Source organism: Geomonas edaphica (genome assembly GCF_004917075.1).
Lineage (GTDB): Bacteria > Desulfobacterota > Desulfuromonadia > Geobacterales > Geobacteraceae > Geomonas > Geomonas edaphica.
In genome coordinates this window covers 894063-913651 of sequence record NZ_SSYB01000004.1, presented here as the reverse complement: position 1 = coordinate 913651, position 19589 = coordinate 894063, and the positions used below count along the sequence as shown (strand labels likewise).

At 62.8% G+C, this 19589-nt stretch carries 14 protein-coding genes; 4 read left to right on the top strand and 10 right to left on the bottom strand.

What is annotated here, in order from left to right:
* Positions 1–88 precede the first annotated feature (88 nt).
* Positions 89–748, bottom strand: coding sequence for a Crp/Fnr family transcriptional regulator (locus E8K79_RS14880; RefSeq protein WP_136515384.1), 660 nt, complete (start codon positions 746–748; stop codon positions 89–91).
* A gap of 185 nt (positions 749–933) precedes the next feature.
* Here E8K79_RS14880 and E8K79_RS14875 point away from each other — a divergent pair, with 185 nt between their 5' ends.
* Positions 934–2685 (top strand): response regulator, encoded by a 1752-nt coding sequence (locus tag E8K79_RS14875; protein WP_136515383.1) that lies wholly within the window; start codon positions 934–936, stop codon positions 2683–2685.
* Here E8K79_RS14875 and E8K79_RS14870 read toward each other — a convergent pair.
* The 7 genes from E8K79_RS14870 to glmU all read right to left on the bottom strand — a co-directional run bounded on the left by E8K79_RS14870 (position 2672) and on the right by glmU (position 11019).
* Complete coding sequence (locus E8K79_RS14870; protein ID WP_246043832.1) at positions 2672–3400, bottom strand: LamG domain-containing protein; 729 nt, start codon at positions 3398–3400, stop codon at positions 2672–2674. The two genes, E8K79_RS14875 and E8K79_RS14870, sit on opposite strands and share 14 nt — an antisense overlap.
* Before the next feature lie 26 nt (positions 3401–3426).
* Positions 3427–4665 (bottom strand): hypothetical protein, encoded by a 1239-nt coding sequence (locus tag E8K79_RS14865; RefSeq protein WP_136515382.1) that lies wholly within the window; start codon positions 4663–4665, stop codon positions 3427–3429.
* Positions 4666–4718: 53 nt separating this feature from the next.
* Positions 4719–6077 carry a sensor histidine kinase gene (locus E8K79_RS14860; protein ID WP_136515381.1) on the bottom strand — a complete coding sequence of 453 codons (1359 nt, stop codon included), beginning with the start codon at positions 6075–6077 and terminating at the stop codon, positions 4719–4721.
* Complete coding sequence (locus tag E8K79_RS14855) at positions 6077–6754, bottom strand: response regulator transcription factor (RefSeq protein WP_136515380.1); 678 nt, start codon at positions 6752–6754, stop codon at positions 6077–6079. Before E8K79_RS14855 ends, E8K79_RS14860 begins: the two co-directional genes overlap by 1 nt.
* A 230-nt stretch (positions 6755–6984) precedes the next feature.
* The gene (dcd, locus tag E8K79_RS14850) at positions 6985–7503 is read right to left on the bottom strand and encodes a dCTP deaminase (RefSeq protein ID WP_136515379.1); all 519 of its coding nucleotides are present in this window, start codon (positions 7501–7503) and stop codon (positions 6985–6987) included.
* Positions 7504–7728: 225 nt separating this feature from the next.
* Positions 7729–9558: a glutamine--fructose-6-phosphate transaminase (isomerizing) gene (gene glmS / locus E8K79_RS14845; RefSeq protein ID WP_136515378.1), complete on the bottom strand. Its 1830-nt coding sequence runs from the start codon at positions 9556–9558 to the stop codon at positions 7729–7731.
* Positions 9559–9645: 87 nt separating this feature from the next.
* Complete coding sequence (gene glmU, locus E8K79_RS14840; protein ID WP_136515377.1) at positions 9646–11019, bottom strand: bifunctional UDP-N-acetylglucosamine diphosphorylase/glucosamine-1-phosphate N-acetyltransferase GlmU; 1374 nt, start codon at positions 11017–11019, stop codon at positions 9646–9648.
* Positions 11020–11169: 150 nt separating this feature from the next.
* Between glmU and E8K79_RS14835 the strand changes: the two genes are divergently transcribed.
* The 3 genes from E8K79_RS14835 to E8K79_RS14825 all read left to right on the top strand — a co-directional run bounded on the left by E8K79_RS14835 (position 11170) and on the right by E8K79_RS14825 (position 15826).
* Positions 11170–11730, top strand: coding sequence for an MXAN_5187 C-terminal domain-containing protein (locus E8K79_RS14835; protein WP_136515376.1), 561 nt, complete (start codon positions 11170–11172; stop codon positions 11728–11730).
* Positions 11727–13583, top strand: a complete 1857-nt coding sequence (locus E8K79_RS14830; protein ID WP_136515375.1) for a B12-binding domain-containing radical SAM protein — start codon at positions 11727–11729, stop codon at positions 13581–13583. Before E8K79_RS14835 ends, E8K79_RS14830 begins: the two co-directional genes overlap by 4 nt.
* 392 nt (positions 13584–13975) lie before the next feature.
* The gene (locus E8K79_RS14825) at positions 13976–15826 is read left to right on the top strand and encodes a cytochrome c3 family protein (RefSeq protein WP_136515374.1); all 1851 of its coding nucleotides are present in this window, start codon (positions 13976–13978) and stop codon (positions 15824–15826) included.
* A 131-nt stretch (positions 15827–15957) separates the two neighbouring features.
* On the opposite strand, the gene priA is transcribed toward E8K79_RS14825, so the two are convergent.
* Together priA and E8K79_RS14815 are read right to left on the bottom strand one after the other, a co-directional pair.
* On the bottom strand, positions 15958–18216 hold the full coding sequence (gene priA, locus E8K79_RS14820) for a replication restart helicase PriA (RefSeq protein WP_136515373.1): 2259 nt from the start codon (positions 18214–18216) through the stop codon (positions 15958–15960).
* Positions 18217–18314: 98 nt separating this feature from the next.
* A complete protein-coding gene (locus E8K79_RS14815; RefSeq protein WP_136515372.1) occupies positions 18315–19502 on the bottom strand; it encodes an FprA family A-type flavoprotein in 1188 nt (395 codons plus the stop codon).
* Positions 19503–19589 lie beyond the last annotated feature (87 nt).

Genomic DNA, 19589 nt, shown 5'->3' with positions numbered 1-19589 from the left:
TGTCGGGGAGCCGACAATTCGAGATTTTTCTTTCTTAGGCGGGAACTGGACCGACTGGATGGTTCCGGCAAGGAACTGCCTGACGGGATCAGGGGATTTCTTTCATCTCTTTGAAGGCGTCGAGGTCCTTGATGAGGAGGGTCTTGCGGTCGATCTTCTGCAACAGGTCTGCCTTGATGAAGTCGTTGACGATCTGCGATATGGTCTGGCGGGTGGTGCCGACCAGGAGGGCGATGTCCTCGGTGCCGAGGCCTAGCTGCACCACGGTCCCCTGCGGGGTCACGCGCCCACGGTCCGCCGCCGCTCCCACCAGGAACTCGACCAGGCGCAGCCGGACGTCCTTGAAGGCGAGCCCCTCGATGGTCTGGATGGAACTCTGCAGCAGTTCGCCCAGCACCTTCACCATGGTGAGGGAGAATTCGGGGCGGCGCGCCAGCGCCTCACGGAAGGTTGCCGTGCTGCAGACCAGGATCTCGGCCCCCTCGAGGGCCTGCACGAAGGCGGGGGTGTGCGTACTGAAGACGTCCCCCTTCTCCAGGAGGGCCAGGGTGAACTCCTTGTCCTCGTAGGCGAGGTAGATGCGCAGCCTGCCGCTTCGCACCACGAAGACGAGGTTTTTCTCCTCGAAGGGCGAGTAAATGAGGGTTTTTCTGTCGTAGCGGCGCGGCGTGAAGCCGGCCTGAAACTCGGGGTCGGCCTGGAAGAGCGAGAGGAGGTCCGCGTCGGAAAGCTTCATCTTCTTATGCATCGATAGCTCCTCCATCAGAGTTACCGGCGCATTATGAAGCAGCCCGAATGCAAAAGGCAAGGCGGGTAACGCACTCCATGCGTATACAGCCAATGACTGCAGGGCACCGCCTGTCGACCAAAATCTTGCCGCGGGCTCTTTTTTTGTTAGCCTTCTCCAATGTGTTTTTTGACGGGGAGCGATTCATGGGAACGAGACGCGACATACTGATCGTCGATGACAACGAGGTGGTGACTTCGGTCCTGGTCGAACTCTTTTGCAAGGAAGGGTACGACAGCTCCGGGGTCGCGACCGGCGAGGAGTGCCTCGAGGAGTTGCAGCGCACACCGTACAAGCTGGTCATGCTCGACGTGCGCCTGCCGGGGATCAGCGGCATCGAGGTGCTGCGCGCCATCGGCGAGTCCCACCCCGGCGTCGACGTCATCATCATGACGAGCCACGTGTCGCTGGAGACCGCGGTGCAGGCGCTACGCCTGGGAGCCCAGGATTACCTCTTCAAACCGTTCGACGACCTGGAGATGGTGCTCACCACGGTGAACAAGACCCTGGAGCGGCGCCGCCTCATGAGCGAACACGACGACCTGGTGCGCACCTTGGCCGACCTCGCCGTCGAGAACACGCGCATCATGAAGGAACTGCGCCAGGCGAACAGCGACCTCGAGGAAAAGGTGTCGCAGCGGACCGCGGAGCTGTCCCGGGCCAACCTGCACCAGAAGGCGATCATCGCGGAGCTCAGGGAGGCAAAGGAGGCGGCCGAGGCGGCGAACAGGGCCAAGTCCCAGTTCCTCGCTAACATGAGCCACGAGATCCGCACCCCGATGAACGGCGTGCTCGGCATGGCGGAACTTTTGCTGCGCACCGACCTGGATCAGAGGCAGCGCGGCTACGCCGAGATGCTGCACCACTCAGGGGCGTCGCTCCTCGCCATCATCAACGACATCCTCAACATCTCGAAAATCGAGGCGGGAAAGCTGGAGCTGGAGAAGATCACCTTCGATCTGCACGACGCTGTGCAGGGGGCCGTCGAGCTGTACCGCGAGGTCGGGCGGCGCAAGGGGGTGGCGGTCGAGCTCGAAGTGGCGGCCAAGGTTCCCCGCCATGCCGTCGGCGACCCGAACCGTCTGCGCCAGGTGCTGATCAACATCATCGATAACGGCCTCAAGTTCACCGAGCAGGGCTCGGTCGAGGTCCGGGTCAACCTCATCGAGGAAAGCGGCGCGGGGCATCACGTCGGGTTCGAGGTTAAGGACACCGGCATCGGCATCCCGGCGCAGGCGCTTGACACCGTCTTCGACCTCTTCGCCCAGGTGGACGGCTCCACGACGCGCCGATACGGCGGGACCGGTCTCGGGCTCGCCATAGCCAAACAGCTGGTCGAGCTGATGGGAGGCGAGATCGGCGTCGAAAGCGAGCCGGGAAAAGGGTCCACCTTCAGCTTCATAGTCTTTCTCGGCAAGGCCCCGCAGGCACCTGAACTCCAGCGAGAGACGTCCAACAGGGAAGCGTACGCGGACGAGGAAAACTTCGAGGCGGCCTTTGCCGCACATGTGCTCTTAGCCGAAGACAACCCGGTCAACTGCGAGGTGGCCCACGCCATGATCACCGCGCTCGGGTGCCAGGTCGACGTGGTTCAAAACGGTGTGCAGGCGATCGCGGCGCTCTCCTGCAAAGAGTACGATCTCGTCTTCATGGACTGCCAGATGCCGGAGCTCGATGGTTACGAGGCGACCCATGCGATACGTTCCAAGGAGCGCGGCACCGGCAGGCATACCACCATCGTCGCCCTTACCGCCCACGCCATGGCCGGTTCCCGCGAGTTCTGTCTCGGCGCCGGCATGGACGACTATCTCAGCAAGCCCTTCAGTCTGGAGCAGCTCCGGGAGGTGGTGTCAAGGTGGCTGCAACCCTGCTCCCCCTCGGACTTCATCTCTCCGTGACGGTGAACCTGTGGAAGAAAACATAGGAATCGGCCTTCGACCAGAGGCCGATGCGGCCGTCGACCGGTTCACTCCAGGGCTGATCCACATACTTCACCCCGTTCAGGTATCCGAGTATCCTTTTCCCTTCCACGACGAGCCTGAGATCGTGCCACCGGCCGGACGGGACCGGCACCTTGCCGGCCCACTGCACCGTGGTCCGCCGCCCCTGCTCCATACGGAACAAGACCAGGTTGTCCTCCAGTGCGTTGGCGCGCAGCAGCAGGTAGTCCCCGTTCGGCTTGATGTCGAAGGCGATCCCCGCCGCCTGATCGATCGTGCCGCTCACCCCCTTGAAGGCCACCTCGATGCTCCCGCCCCGGAAGTTTCTGACCTCATTGCAGATCGACAGCGGGAAGTAGCGGTACCGCTCCAGTCCCGCAAGGAATTGCGAGGCGCCCGATCCGTAGAACACCTTCGCCTTGACGGGGGCTGCCGGAGCCAGGACGCCCTGTTCCCAGCTCCGGCCGTCGACCGCGTAGACGGCGCGGGTCCCGTCCCGGTCCACGTGCCAGCTCCCGACCAGCGCGCTGAAACTCCGCGCTTCGGCTCCCGACCTCTCCCCGGCAAACCCGATTTGCTCTTTCGCCGAGACCGGAAGTGCCGTAGCGGCCAAGGCAGCCGCCGTCACCAGTATCGTCAATATTTTCGTGCAGTTTCTCTTCACCTGGCTCATCTGTCGGCACTCCCGGCGCATTTTTGTCACCCCTGCTTGACCTTCAAGGTGAAGGTCACCCCGTTCATATCGGTCTGATCCTCGGTGTAGGAGCGGCTGTTGTAACGGTTGAGGTCGTAGATCAGGCGCGCCTTCACCGTGTAGGTGCCGCTTGGGAGCGCCGGGGTCCAGGTGAGGATGCGCTCCTCGCCGGCCCTGATGATCGCCTCATGCGGCCCCTGCGCATCGGCCTGGCTCGCCGCGATCGCATCGGGACGCTTCTTGTCCTCCTCGAGGAATTTCCTGTCGTCCGGGCGGGGGCCGTAGGAAGGGGCGAACATCCATTCCCTGGTCGCTACGGGCTTGCCCATCTGGTCCGTCACCACAACGTTCAGGTAGACGGCGCGACGGTTGGAACCGGTGGGGACCGAGTGTCCCGCGCCGATGTTGATCAGATGGAAGGCGAGATCGGCTTTCCCCTCGCCCGGCTGGCTGATCGCCATGCTGAGCGCGCTCGCCAGGCGCTGCTGGGAGCGCCCACCGGTCCACAGGTGCCGCGCCACCGGGCGCTCCGGGTTGTCATAATCCTCGGCGACCTTGCGCATCGTGCGCGGCATGTGGCAATCCTGGCACTGCTGCTTGCCAAGCCCCGGTTTGAAGAAGTCCTCGCGCCATTCGAGGAAGGTCTGCGTCTGCTTGCCTGCCACCCGTTTCCCCATGCTGTGGCAGTAGGCGCACATGGCGGACGTCTGTATGGCGGGATCGGCCACCGTCTCGTGCGGCGCATTGACGGCATGGGCGGAGCGGATCTTCCCTTCCGGGGTGAGATGGCAGCTCGCACAAGTGATACCGACCGCCTCCTTATCCTTGCCCCGGGCCTTCGGCTTGCTCATCTCGGCGACGTTGATGTCGGGAATGGCGAAGGGCTCGGGGTAATGGCAGACGTTGCAGGAACGCCCCTCCTCCTCAGCCTCTCGGGCGTGCACCGGGTACTTCTCTGACCCGGCGAAGGCGTGGGCGGTGGCGGTAGCCGAAACTCCCGCAGGCATCGGTATCGCCTCCCCTGCCTTTTGCGGAATGGTGGTCGGCTGGTAGTGCAGATCACTGCCGAAGCCGAAGGCGAACTCCCGGTAAATTGCCTTGTGGCACGCTCCGCAGGTCTCGGAAGGGGTGGCGGTCCCCTGCGGGAAATTCATCCCTCCGGTACCGGCACCGGCGGCCAGCGCCGTTCCGGCCAACAGCATGGCAACGAGCCCCGTACATCCCGAGATGATCGATTTTTTCATGTTTTCCTCCTGTGGCGGCCGTGCCGCCTTTGCCGTACCACGTTACGTGCGGTTTATGTGATCGGAAGCAGGATGCTGAACCTGCAGCCCCGCCCCTCTTCGCTCTCCAATTCGATCCTGCCGCCGTTCAACTCCACCGCCTGGCGCGAAATGGCGAGGCCAAGCCCCGCCCCCCCCATCTCGCGCGAGCGTCCGGGATCGACTCGGTAAAAGCGGTCGAAGATGAGTGCCCGGTGTTCCCGCGCGATTCCCGGCCCCTGGTCCTGCACCTCGAGCGCGGCCTCGCCCCGCTCCGTCCTGCGCACGCGCACCTCGATGCGTCCTCTCGGCGGCGAGTACTTAACCGCGTTGTCCAGCACGTTGATCAGCGCCTGGCGCAGCATCTCCGGGTTCACCATGACGCAGAGCCCCTTTTCGGCCCACAGTTCGATCGTCTGTCCCTTTTCCTCCGCCAGCACCCCGATGATCTCCACCACGTCCGCCGCCATCTGCGCGAGCTCGACTTGTTCCCTCACCACGGAAAGCGCCCCCGCGTCACCGCGGCTCAAGGTCAGCAGGCTGTCCACCAACCTGGTCAGCCGGTCCGATTCCTCCAGCATGCTGGCAATCACCTCGCGACAGCCGGCGGCATCCAGTTCCCGCTGCAACCCTACTTCTCCCACGCTCCGGAGCGCCGTGAGCGGCGTGCGCAACTCGTGCGAGGCGTCGGCGCTGAAGCGGCGCAGCCTCTCGAAGGAATCCTCCAGCCGTGCGAAGGTGCCGTTCAGCATCAGCGCCAGGCGACCGAACTCGTCGTCGGAATTTTCCACCGGGAGCCGCTCGGAGAGCCGCTCCGCCGTAATGGCACCCGCCCGCGCCGTCATGGTCTCGATGGGAATGAGGACCCGACCGGCCAGCAAATACCCGCCCAACACCGCCACGAGCACCGCGAGCGGGCTTCCCACGAGCAGGATCATGGCGATGCTTTCCAGACTCGTCCTCAGCGTCTGTTCGTTCTCGGCGACGACGACACGCGGCTGTCCCGGCAACTGCAGTACTGCGTTCCTGATCCGGAAGGGTTGCCCGCCGTGAGAACGCCAGGAGCGAGCGGGACCTTCCGGCACCCCGGCGAGCGCCTTCTCCAGCACCTCCTTGCTCCACCCGGGCGTCTCGGCGACGACCACGTTCCCCTGGCTCACCTGGAAAAATTCCACCGAGCCGTGCTGCGCCAGCTCGTTGATCTCGAACGGCTCCTCACGTAGCACCCGCATCACCGTGGCGAGGTCGCGCTCCAGTTGCGCGTCCATCTCGCGCAGCAGGCTGGCGCGGACGAAGAGGTACACCCCGAGCGCGAAGGCGATCACGATGGCGGCCAGGGCAGCGGCGTACCAGACGGTCAAGCGCAACCGTATGCTGCGCGGTCTGAGGATCATTACCCTTCCTCCATGGTGAACCCAAGCCCTCTCACCGTCCTGAGCAGCTTGCGCTCGAACGGGCCGTCCACCTTGCGCCTTAACCTAGCGACGTGCACGTCGATCACGTTGTCGAGCGGGGTCGAGCGTTCCTTCACCTGCCAGACGTCCCGCGCCAGCATCTCGCGGGTCACCACGCTCCCCTGGTTACGCAACAGGTACTCAAGGAGCTGAAATTCCTTTACCGTCAGCTCGATTCCCTCGTCGTCGCGCTTCACCTTCCGCCCTACCAGGTCCATCTCCAGCCTCCCCAGGGAGAGCTTCACCGGAGTCTCCTTCTTTTCCCGGCGCAGGATCAGCCTGATGCGGGCCAACAGCTCCGGGAAGGCAAACGGCTTCACCAGGTACTCGTCTGCACCGCTGTCAAGCCCGAGGACGCGATCCTCGATCGAGTCGCGCGCGGTCAGTATCAGCACCGGCATCTCAAAGCCGCGCTTTCGCATGGTGGTAAGGATCTCCAGCCCGTCGCGCCCCGGCAGCATCAGATCGAGCAGGACCAAATCGAAGGCGCCGGCACTTAGCTGGTAGAACCCGTCTTCACCGCTGTAGGCCACGCTCACCTGGTACTGCTCGGCCTCGAGCCCGACCTTCAAGGCATCGGCCACCTTCTTTTCGTCCTCTATCACCAGCACGTGCATGCACGCTCCTTGAACTGTTCGCAGTATCGGCGAAATCGGTCATCCGTCTCAACTGAAGTTGTTCTGACAAAGAAGTAAGAATAGCCGTCGGAGCGCCGGGTTATCGACGCACGGTCGGTCCGCCTGGTTCGTGAAGGCAGAAGTTAAACCCTAAAGCTGGCTTTGCACGATACCCGTACGGGAGAGAGGGGTGCACCGTTGCCTGGAGGTGAGTGTGGCAAAGGCGTGGATCAAGGCTTCAGTTGGTCGAAAAATTTCCCGTGATATTTCGCCGTCCCGATGCAGCGCTCAAAAACGAACTGGCAGATCCTCGTCCCCGGGTAGAGTGCCAGCGGCTTGTGCCCCAGGTTCACGATTTCCAGCACCTGACAGTTGGAGATGCCGGGCTGCATGAACCCGGCCGTGACATGAACCGCGAGCCCGAAACGCGCGAAGCGGCTTCGCCCTTCCAGCCAGCCCGCCATGTTCTCGGCGAGGGTGATCCGTTCCCTGGTGATGCCCAGGATCATCTCGCATGGGGCTATGGTGATAAAATCCCCGTCCGCCACGGTCACCGTTTCCGTGACATCGGCAAAATCCGAGTCGTTGTGGACATGGCAGACGCCTGTCTGCTTTTTGAAAATCCTGAAGTGGTTACCGAGTGTCAGGTCGACCGATCCAGGGCCGATCTGGTAAGGGTCAAGTGGCTCAATTTTTATATCGCCGCGGTCAATAGCCGCCTGTATCTCCTCACCTACCAGTATGGACATTTTGGTCACCTCGCGTCTGTGTCGGTCTATCTTTGATGTTGGATAATCTCATTCTGCCTGTCAGGAGGTCCGACAGCTAAGAGAATAACATGCAAAGCAGAGCGCGTTCGGTGAAAGGTTCAAAGTGTCACACCCAAAGACAAAATCTGGAGTCCACATGTGGCCAACTAAAAAGGGGAGACAGCTTGTGCTGTCTCCCCTTTAAAATTTTCACTGCGGTAAAACCTATTCCACCGTGACGCTCTTCGCCAGGTTCCTCGGCTGATCGACGTCGGTTCCCTTCAGCACGGCAACGTGATAGGCGAGCAGTTGCATCGGGATCGAGATGATGATCGGCATCACCTCATCGCCGTCCTCCGGAACCTCGAGGGCGACCTCGACCTTGTCGGCCACCTCGGCGTCCCCCTTGGAGCAGACGGCGATGACGCGGCCGCCGCGGGCGATGACCTCCTCCATGTTGGAGAAGACCTTCTCGTAGGTCGCCCCCTTGGGGACCAGCACGACGACCGGCATGTGCTCGTCGATGAGGGCGATGGGGCCATGCTTCATTTCGCCGGCCGCGTACCCTTCGGCGTGGATGTAGGAAATCTCCTTCAGCTTTAAGGCCCCTTCCAGGGCTATCGGGTAGTTCATGCCGCGCCCTAAGTACAGGAAGTCGCGGGCGGAGAGGTAGTTCCGCGCCACTTTTTCCACCTGCTCGTTCAGCTTGAGCGCCTCTTCCATGAGGGCGGGGACGCGCACGATCGCGGAGATGAGCTTTCTCCCCTTTTCCACGTCCATCGCGCCGCGGGCGCGTCCAAGACGGATGGTGAAGAGGTAGAGGGCAATGAGCTGGGTGACGAAGGCCTTGGTGGAGGCGACGCCGATCTCGGGTCCGGCGTGGGTGTAGATTACGCCGTCGGCCTCGCGGGCGATGGAGGAATCGACCACGTTGCAGATGGCGACGCAGGCACCGCCGCGACGTTTGGATTCGCGCATGGCGGCCAGGGTGTCGGCGGTCTCGCCGGACTGGGAGATCAGCATCACCAGGGTGTTGTCGTCCACCACCGGGTTTCTGTAACGGAACTCGGAGGCGATATCCACCTCGACCGGTATGCGGCAGTACTCCTCGAGGAGGAACTTGCCGACCAGCGCCGCGTGCCAGGAAGTGCCGCAGGCGACGATGCAGATGCGGCTGATATCTTTCAGCTTTTCCTCGGTGAGGGCAAGATCCTCGAGGTAGACGTCACCCTGTTCTTCGCGAAGCCTGCCAGCGATGGTGTCGCGCACGGCGCGGGGCTGCTCGAAGATCTCCTTGAGCATGAAGTGCTTGTAGCCCCCCTTCTCCGCCATGTGCGGCGACCAGTCGATGTGGCGCGGTTTCTTCTCCAGCAAATCCCCCTGCACGTTGCTGAACTGGGCGCGTCCCCCCTTGAAGACCGCCATCTCGCCATCCTCCATGAAGATCATGGAGCGGGTGTGGGAGAGGATCGCCGGGATATCGGAGGCGACGTAGAACTCCCCTTCGCCAAGTCCCACCACCATCGGCGCGCCGTGCTTCGCCGCGATCAGCTTGTCGGGCTCGCTCTCGCTCACGATGCAGATGGCGTAGGCGCCGCGCAGGACGGCGAGGGCCTGGCGCACCGCGCTCTCGAAGTTACCCGTCCCCTTCATGTATTGATCGATCAGGTGCGCGATGACCTCGGTGTCGGTCTCGCTCTTGAAAACGTGCCCCTGCGCCTTCAACTCCTCGCGCAGTTGCAGGTAGTTCTCGATGATGCCGTTGTGCACCACGACGATGGGTCCGGCCTGGTGCGGATGGGCGTTGATCTCGGAAGGACGACCGTGGGTGGCCCAGCGGGTGTGCCCGATGCCGACGGTGCCGACGACCGGGTTCGCCGCGAGGAGCTTCTCCAGGTTGGAGAGCTTGCCTTCGCTGCGCCGGATGCTCGCCTTCCCATCGTTGATGGTGCAGATACCGGCCGAGTCGTAGCCACGGTACTCGAGCTTTCTCAGCCCTTCAATGATGATGGAGGTGGCCTCCTGGTGGCCGGTGAATCCAACGATTCCGCACATGTATGACTCCGTTTCGTCGATTTCTTAATTAATAAAGGGAAGTTCCCAAGACGTTACAGGATAACATCTCGTCGGAAGCAGCAACAGTTATTTTTTCCTGAGGGTCCACCCCTCTTTGTTCACCTGGGGCGAGCGGGCGATGGCAAGCGAGTCGGCCGGGACGTCCTTCGTCACCGTGGTTCCCGCGGCGATCAGGGAGTTTTTCCCCACCGTGACCGGGGCGACCAGCTGCACGTCGCTCCCCACGAAGACGCCGTCCTCGATCACGGTCTTGTGCTTTTTCACCCCGTCGTAGTTGCAGGTGATGGTGCCGCAGCCGATGTTCACGTCGCGGCCGATGGTGGCGTCGCCCAGGTAGGTGAGGTGGGAGGCCTTGGATCCCTCGCCCATGAAGGCCTTCTTGGTCTCCACGAAGTTGCCGATTTTAACGTGGGCCGAGAGCTCGGTGCCGGGGCGCAGGTGCGCCATGGGGCCAATGGCGGCATCGGGACCGACGACGGACTCCTCGAGCACGCTCCCCGCTTTCACCGCCACGTCATCGGCGATGCGGCAGTCGATGATGAGGGTGTTCTGTTCGATACGGCAACGCTCGCCGATCACGGTGTTGCCGCGGATCACGGCGCCGGGATGGATCACGCTGTCGCGCCCGATCTGCACGCCGCGCTCGATGTAGACCGCCTCCGGGTCGATCATGGTGACCCCTGCGCGCATCAGCTCTTCGTTGATGCGCCGGCGCAGCACCCGGGAAGCCTCGGCCATCTGTACCCGGTCGTTCACCCCGGAGATCTCACGGGAGTCGCCCACCTGGTAGCTGCGGCAGGAAAGCCCCTTCGCCCGCGCCTGCCGCACCACGTCGGTCAGGTAGTATTCCTTCTGAGCGTTGTTATTGTCCAGTTTCGCCACCGCCCCGGTGAGGAAGACGCGGTCCACGCAATACACCCCCGCGTTCACCTCGCGGATCAGGCGCTCGGCTTCACTTGCGTCCTTCTCTTCGGTGATGGCCACTACGTTCCCCGCCTCGTCCTTCACGATGCGGCCGTAGCCGAACGGGTTCTCTACCGTCGCGGTCATGACGGTCACGCAGGCCCCGCTCTCCGCATGCGCCTTCAGCATGGCACGCAGGCTCTGCTCAGTCAAAAGCGGCGTGTCGCCGCAGAGGATGAGGACGGTGTCGGCATCCGAATCTATTTCCGGCATGGCGCAGGCGACCGCATGCCCGGTGCCTAGTTGCTCGGCCTGGACCGCGAAGCTCACCTCGGTCCGCCCGGCGAAGCAGTTGCGTACCTTCTCCTGCTGGTGCCCCACCACGAGGACGCAGCGCTCGACGCCGGAGGCGAAGGCTGCGGCTACCGGCCACTCAATCATGGGCGGGCCGGCGACCGGATGCATCACCTTGACCAGATCCGATTTCATCCTGGTTCCCATACCGGCTGCGAGCACTATTGCTGATGTCTTGTTCATGGTTTCCCCCTTGCGGCCGAGCAAATTGTTCTTTTTTAACAACAATGACTCACCAGGTCAAGCTGTTTCGCCTGCGGTTTTCGGCGCCCTGCATCCTTTTATCGTTTACTAATCCGTCACTTACGGCTATAGTCCTGCGGTGGAGGTTTCATGGGAGTCGCCGAGGACATAGCCAAGCTTGAGCTTGACCTGCGCGAGCTGATTATCAAGTACGAGCAGTACTTTTTCGGCATCGAGAAGCGGGAGCCGCTGCGCCTGCTCGACGCGGTTGAGCGCGCCGTAAGACGCTACCAGAACGTGAGCATCCCGAACACCAGCCACAGGTTCAAGTACGAATCACTCGTCTCCACGCTTAGCGTGCACAAGCAGAAATGGGCCCGCACCAACCGCCTCATCGAGGAGGGGAAGTTCCAGCGCGACCGCTTCCGCATGTCGCTGCACCAGGCTGAACGTGCGGAGAAGACCGAGAAGAAGATCGCCACCGCCGCTCCCCCACAGGATGCACAGATCGAGAACATCTACCAGCAGTACGTGAACGCCCGCCGCGCCTGCAACCTCCCGGTCGAAAGCGTGACCCGCGAGAAGCTCGCCGAGGCGATCAACCGGCAAAAACCCGCGCTTATGGAGAAGTACCGCTGCCGCGACGTCGAGTTCGTCGTCGTGATCGAGGGTGGCAAACCCTCCCTGAAGGCCCGCCCGAAGAATCCATGAAAATAGCCCTTATCGCCATTCACCCATACCCATCGCCGCAAGCGGTGCCGCTTGCCTGTGCCTTTCTCCGGGAGGCGCTTTTGTCCGACGCCACCCTCGCCGGGCGCGTCGACACCGAGATCCTCGAGTTCTTCACCGACGACGATCCCGCCGCGTGTGCCAGGACCGTCGCCTCCCGCGCACCCGACCTCGTCGCCTTCTCGATCTATGTCTGGAGCCGTGAGTGCGCCCTCGCCATGGCCGTGGCCCTGCGTCCCCTGCTCCCTGCCGCCCTCTTTTGCGCCGGGGGCGCCGAGCCTACCGCGAACCCCGACGGCCTTCTCGACGGTGCCTTCGACTTCGTGGTCCGCGGCGAGGGTGAAACCGCCCTGCCGCAGGCGGTACGCCGTCTCCTGGAGGGTGCGCAACCGGACGGCATCCCGGGCGTGCTTCTGCCGGGCGCATCCTCCGCTCCCCTTCCCTCTCCCCCCGACCTGGAGACGATCCCTTCCCCTTACCTCTCGGGAAGGCTCGATCCTTCCGCCGTCGGCGGCGCGCTCTGGCAGCTCTCGCGCGGCTGCGACTTCGCCTGCTCCTTTTGCTTCGATCACAAGGGGGGAGGCGGGGTACGCCGCTTTTCCATGGAGAGGATCGAGGCGGAGCTGCGCCTTTTCGCCCGTCTCAAGGTCCCCCAGGTCTTCGTGCTCGACTCCACCTTCAACAAGGTGCCCAAGCGCGCGAAGGAGATCCTGCGCCTCATCAGGAAGGTGGCGCCGGACATCCACTTCCACTTCGAGGTGAGAAGCGAGTTCATCGACGCGGAGATGGCCGGGCTCTTCGCCTCCATCACCTGCTCGCTGCAGATAGGGCTGCAAAGCGCCGACGCCGCCGTGCTGCGCGGAGTGGGACGCGGTTTCGACCGCGACGATTTCGTGAACCGCGTCTTTCTCTTGAACCAAAGCGGCGCCATCTTCGGCTTCGACCTCATCTTCGGACTGCCGGGAGACACGCCGGAGCTTTTCCGTTCTTCACTCGACTTCGCCCTGTCGCTGTACCCGAACCACCTCGACATCTTCCCGCTCGCCGTACTTCCCGGTACGCGGCTTTACGGAAAGGCAGCGTCGCTCGCCCTGAAGCATCTGGACACGCCCCCCTACACCGTCCTTGCCACCCAAGGTTTCACGCCGCAAGAACTCGTGGATGCCGGCAGGCTTGCCGCCGCCTGCGACCTCTTCTACAGCAGGGGAAAGGCCGTGGCTTGGTTCAACTCGGTAGTCGCCGCCCTGCGGCTCAGCCCGAGCGCCTTCCTGGCCCACTTCGCCGCTTTCATGGGGGAGACTCCAGAAGCCGAGGTCCCAGAAGACGCGATCTGGGGGATGCAGCGCACTTTCCTGGAGCGGATCTTCCAGGAGCGCAGGAAGGTGAAGCTTTTACCGCTCGCCCTCGACCTGGTCGACTACCACCATCATTACGCGTCGGCGCTCATGGCGGCGCCGCCAACACCCCTCTCCCCGAAACGGCTGCGCAAGCTGGACCTGTTGCAAGAGCCGCTGCAGCTCTCCGCCAGCTCCACGCTCGCGCGCTTCAACTACGAGGTGCTCGAAATACTGGAAGCCGGCGAGCCCGATCTCGCCGATTTTGCGTCCTGCTTCCAGGCCACCGGTTCCTGCGCCGTCATCTATCCCGCGCACGGCGAGGTGTGCACGGAATCGCTGTCCCCCGCCTATTTCGAGCTTTTGCAGGCACTGGACGGGAAAATGAGCGCACGGCAGCTTTGCCGAAAGGTACGACTCTCTGAAGAAGAGGCCCGGGAATTCCTGGAATTCGCCATCGGGGAAGGGATCGTGCAGCTCGCGTCCTCGCCTGCAGATTAATGGGACCATTTTAGTCTTCTTCCTCATCCCTGCCTCCTCCCCCCTGCCCAGCCCCGGACGCATTAAAACGAAACAATACAGCCCCCCCGCCGGGGCCCTCTCCAATGGTGTGCAATTAATCATCGTTCTGTCATATATCCCCACCACGTACAGCTGCCACTACAAAGAATCCGTATACTTGTAAACACAATCTTAGCTTGCGCACATCTCAATAAAGAAGTGAGATTGTCACATAAACAGCGTGAAAAACATTGAACATGAAGTTGTATCCTGCTTATTAATTGACGCTTTTTCAGTTGATTTCTTAAGCCGCGCGTATTAAAGTAGCCGCCGTTGCGAGCGCCGACCCAGATTAAAGCGTTCTAAAACGATCCTAAATACAGGAGATCACAATGGTTCAAGTCTTCACACGCCTCATCCCGCTGCTACTGCTCCTCGCACTAGCCCGGCCCGGTTTCGCAGCACAGGGCCTGGCCATCGACCCGGCAACCTGCCTTGGCTGCCACGGCAACAAGATTTCTGCCGAGCAGATGGCCAACTCGGTGCACGGCAAAAACGGCTGCACCAGCTGCCACATCGAGATCGTTGAACTCGCAAAGCACATGAAGGGCGAGATCAAGGTTGGTAAGGTCCAGTGCGTGCGCTGCCACAAGAAGGAAGCGGCCGAACACGCAAGGAGTATCCACAGCGAGAAGGGCGTCGGGTGCGCGCAGTGCCACACCGACATGCACAGCCACACCTACTGGAACAAGGACAAGCGTAGGGTCATCGTCAAGTGCACCCAGTGCCACAAAGACGAGCGCGGCTTCAGCCAGTCCGTACACGGCAAGGGTGTCCTCGCCGGGAACCAGGATTCGGCAGCTTGCAACGACTGCCACAACCTGCACGAGATCAAAGCGCTTGGTGACCCGAACTCGAAAGAGAACCGCGAGTTCCACACCAAGGTCTGCCTCCGCTGCCACGCCGACGAGAAACTCGTCGAGCGTAACCACATCTCCGAAGTAGCCGTGAAGAGCTACATGGAGAGCTACCACGGCAAGAACTACCGCCTGGGCTATCCGGAGAAGGTTGCCGGCTGCGCTGACTGCCACACTGCGCACGCCATCCTCCCCTCCAAGGATCCCAAGTCCTCGGTCAACCCGGCTAACCTGGTCGGCACCTGCAGCAAGTGCCACGCTAAGGGGAGCATGCTCTTCACCAAGTTCTACGCACACGGCGAGCACAACGACCGCGAGAAGTACCCCATCCTGTTCTACACCTTCATCGCGATGACCGGCCTGCTGGTCGGCACCTTCACCGTCTTCTGGATCCACACCCTGCTCTGGATGATCCGCGGCTTCGTGGAGAACCGTGAGAAGGCGGCAGCGCTCGAAGAAGGCATCATCATGCACCACGTCCCCGAAGGGCACAAGCAGTACCGCCGCTTCAGAAGGGTCCACGTGTTCATGCACCTCCTGGTCATCATCAGCTTCCTCGGCCTTTCCCTCACCGGTCTGCCGCTCAAGTTTAGCGACCAGGTATGGGCTAAGTTCCTCATGGATCTCTACGGTGGGGCGCCCAATGCAGGCTTCTTCCACAGGGTCTGCGCCGGCATCACCTTCGTCTACTTCGCGATGGCGCTCTTTATGAGCATCCACTTCCTCTTCGTCAGGAAGGACATCAAGGGCAACCCGATCCAGAGGCTCTTCGGACCGGACTCCCTCTGCCCGAACCTGCGCGACATCAGCGACGTGATCGGCATGGTCCGCTGGTTCTTCTTCAAGGGTCCGAAGCCGACCTTTGAAAGGTGGACCTACTGGGAGAAATTCGACTTCATCGCGGTCTTCTGGGGTATGTTCGCCATCGGCGGTTCCGGCCTGATGCTCTGGTTCCCCGAGTTCTTCGGCATGTTCCTGCCGGGTTGGGCGTTCAACGTGGCGACCATCATCCACTCGGACGAGGCGCTCCTTGCGACCGGTTTCATCTTCTCGGTCCACTTCTTCAACACCCACGGACGTCCGGAGAAGTTCCCGATGGACTTCGTCATCTTCAACGGCCAGATGTCCAAGCACGAGTTCGTCGAAGAGCGTGGCGATCAGTGGGCTCGCTACGAGAAGGACGGGATCACCGAGCAGTTCGCTGCCAAGAAGTCTTCCGGCATCTTCTACGACTTCTGCCTGAAGGCCTTCGGCTTCACCGCGCTGTTCACCGGCATCACCTTGCTGCTGCTGATGATCTACGCCTTCATGCACCCGCACCACTAAGCGGTTGCTGAACCTGCAGTAAAAAAGGGGCCTCCCATTCGGGAGGCCCCTTTTTGTTTTTAGCCGTCTGAGTTGTCTGGCTTGTCTGACCGGTCCGACTGGTCAGACGGTTTCGTCGAGGGAAGCAGCGCCTACAGCATGTCCACAGGATCGACGTCGATGGTGAGGCGTACTGTTGAGGGGTGGCTGAAGCCGCCGCGGAAATGGAAGAGGAGCCGGTGCAGATCGGCACGTTCCACCCCTTTCAGAAGGATCTGCCAGCGGAACCGGCCACGCACCTTCCCAAGCGGAGCGGTCACCGGACCTAGCACCTCGACCCTAAGGCGCGTCTCCCGCTTGATCTTGCGCAAAAGAGCGGCCGCCTCGTCCGCAGCAATCTCCCCCTGGCGCGCCGCCACCGCTGAGAAGGTAAGCGCGGCCAGGTGCGCGAAGGGAGGATATCCCACCTCCTCGCGGAAGGCGATCTCCTCGCGGTAAAACGCCTCGTAGTCGTGGGCGACCGCGTGGGTGAGGGCGTAGTGCCCGGGGGCGAGCGTCTGCACGAAGACACGTCCCGGTTTGTCGCCGCGCCCGGCCCGACCCATCACCTGGGTCACCAACTGGAAGGTGCGCTCGGCGCTCCTGAAGTCCGGGAGGTTCAGCGAGGCATCGGCGGAGAGCACCCCGACCAGGGTGACACCGGGGAAGTCGTGCCCCTTAGCGATCATCTGGGTCCCGATAAGGATGTCCACCGTCCCATTCTCCAGCTCCTTCAGAACGCGCGCATGCCCCCCCTTCCCCTTTGTCGAGTCCCGGTCCATACGCGAGACCCGGGCGTCCGGGAAGAGCTTCTGGACCTGGTCCTCGACCCGCTCAGTACCGCGCCCGAGCAGGGTGATCGCACCGCTCTTGCAGTCAGGGCAGCTGGCGGGGGGGAGCATGGTGAAGTCGCAGTAGTGGCAGACGTGCTTTCCCTTGATGCGGTGGAAGGTAAGGGTGACGGCGCAGTTGGGGCAGCGCAGCACGTGGCCGCAGGTCTCGCAGACGAGGTAGGTGGCGAAGCCGCGCCGGTTCAAAAAGAGCAGGGTCTGCCCCCCGGCGTCCAGGTTCTCCCCCATCGCCTCGACGAGTTCGGGGAGGAAGGTCTCTCCCTTCTGGTTGCGGGCGTCCAGCATGGTCGTCTCCGGCATCGGGAGCTCGCGCACCCGGTCCGGGAGGTGCAGGTAGCCAAGCCGGCCGTGCATCGCGGCGTGGTAGCTCGTGACGAGCGGGGTCGCAGAACCGAGGATCACGACGGCGCCGGCTTGCTTGCCGCGCACGAGGGACAGGTCGCGGGCGTTGTAACGCACCCCTTCGGACTGCTTGTAGCTACCTTCGTGCTCCTCGTCGACCACGATTACCCCTACCCCCTGCAAGGGGGCGAAGAGTGCGGAACGGGCACCGATGACGATGGAGGCCTCCCCGCGCCGGATGCGTCGCCACTCGTCGTAGCGCTCCCCGTCGGAAAGTCCGGAGTGCAGCACCGCGATGCCGCAATCGAAGCGGCGCTTGAACCGACCGACCAGCTGCGGGGTGAGGGCGATCTCGGGGACGAGGACGAGGGCCGTCTTCCCGGCGGCCAAGGCGATCGCGATGGTCTGCAGGTAAACCTCGGTCTTGCCGCTCCCGGTGACCCCGTGCAGCAGAAACGGTGCGAAGGTCCCCGCACTTAGTGCGGCGGTGAGCCGGGCGAGCGCCTCGCCCTGGGCCTGGTTCAGGGGCAGTGGCGCATCGTGCCCGAAACTCTGCGCCTTGAACGGGTCCCGGTACACCTCGCGCTGTGAGAGCCTTGCCGCGCCGAGCTCCACCAGGCGCGCAAGCTGTGCCGTGCACCCCCCGAAGCGTTCCCTGAGCTCGGGGCCGGAGCATGGCCCCGCATCGAGGAGGTACTCCAGGATCTCCAGCCCCTTGCCGCGCGGACGGGCCGCACACTCCGGGTCGGCGGTGTAGATCCGCTCGGTGCGCACGCTTTTCCCCCCGGCGAGGTACTCCTTGAGGACCGGTGTGCCGTCCTCGGACTCCTCACAGCGGTAGCGGCTCACCACGTTGATCCCGGCGGGAAGCGCCATCTTGATCACTTCGCCGAGCGGGTGCAGGTAATATCCGGCGATGAAACGGTAGAAGTCGAGTTCTGAGGGGGTGAAGAGCGGCTCCTCGTCGAGGACGTCGAGGACCTCCTTGAGCTCCCCCACTCCTGGATGATCGTCGTCGCCCAGGAGGTATCCGGTGACCTTGCGACGGCCGAAGGGGACGAGGACACGCTTGCCGGCAACGGCCACGGACGAGAGGCGTTCGGGCACGAGGTAGTGGAAGCTTCCCTCCAAGGGGAGGGGGATGGCGACCTCTACGATGTGCTGGCGGGCTGTCTGCATGGAGTAGAGATGTCTGCTGCGCTAAGGGTTAACGACCTCCCCCCGGTGGGGGAAGGAGGTCGTAAGAGGAAGGAAGGGGGAGCGTGAAGCGGAGCGGATTACTTTTTCAGTACCTCTTCAGCCACCGCACGTCCGAGGGCCTCGCACTCGGCGATCACCTCGGGCTTGGGCATGAAGGGGGAGCGTACGAAGGGGTGCGGGAGCTTGAAGTTCATGCTCTTCAGCCGCTCCTCCGCCATCCGGCACGCCTCGCCCGACCAGCCGTAGCTGCCGAAGATGCCGCCGACGTTTCCTTTGAGGCTCACCGTCGAGAGGTAGGCGAGCACGTCCCACATCGGCTTCGGGACGTCACGGTTGATGGTCGGGGTGCCGAAGATGAGCGCGTCGCACTCTTCCATCAGGTCGCGGATGTCGGCCACGGAGGCGTGGTTGATGTGGCACAGGGTAACGTGCACCCCGACCTCGCCTGCCCCCTTCGCCACCGCCTCGGCCATCTGCTCCGTGTTGCCGTGCGGGGAGATGTAGAACACCGCGATGCGGCGGCCGGCCGCTTTGGGCTCGGACCACTTGCGGTACATGTCGATCGCTTTTCTCGCGTCGGCGCGGTAGACGGGACCATGGCTCGGGCAGAGCATGTTCAGCTCGACGCCGTCGAGTTTCGCCACCGCCTGGAGGATGCGCTCCTTGAAAGGACGCATGATGCAGTCGAAGTAGAAGCGGGTCTCGCCGGAGAAATCGGGGCACTCGTCCGCGAAGAGGGCCTCGGGGGAGTAGTGGGAGCCGAAGGCGTCGCAGGAGAAAAGGGCGCGGTCCTCCTCGAGAAGGGTGAACATGGTGTCAGGCCAGTGCAGAAACGGCGCGGAGATGAAGCGAAGCGTGCGCCCGCCGAGGTCGATCTGATCGTTATCCTTCACGATCTTCGACTCGAAGGGAGTGTGGATCTGGTTCCCGAGGAAGGTGCGTGCCGCCTGGCTGGATACCACGGTCGCCTTCGGGCAGTGCTGCAGCAGCTTGGAAAGGGAGCCGGAGTGGTCCGGTTCCGAATGGTTCACCACGATGTAGTCCACGCTCGCGGGATCGACCAGGGAACGGATCTTCTCGAGGTACTCGTCGAAGCGCTTGGCCTTGACGGTGTCGATGATGGCTATGTGACTCTCCCCCTGCACGAGGTAGGAGTTGTACGTGGTACCGTGTTCGGTGGGAAAGAGATCGTCGAAGACGGCGAGGCTCGGGTCCTTGACCCCGATCCAGTGGAGACCCTTCCCTAACTCGACTGCTGCAGACATACCGCTACCCCCTGTCTTATCTTTCATAACGGCCGGATGCCGGCCCTCGCTCAGTTGACAAGCGGCCCCGCGGCGATGCGCCGGGGG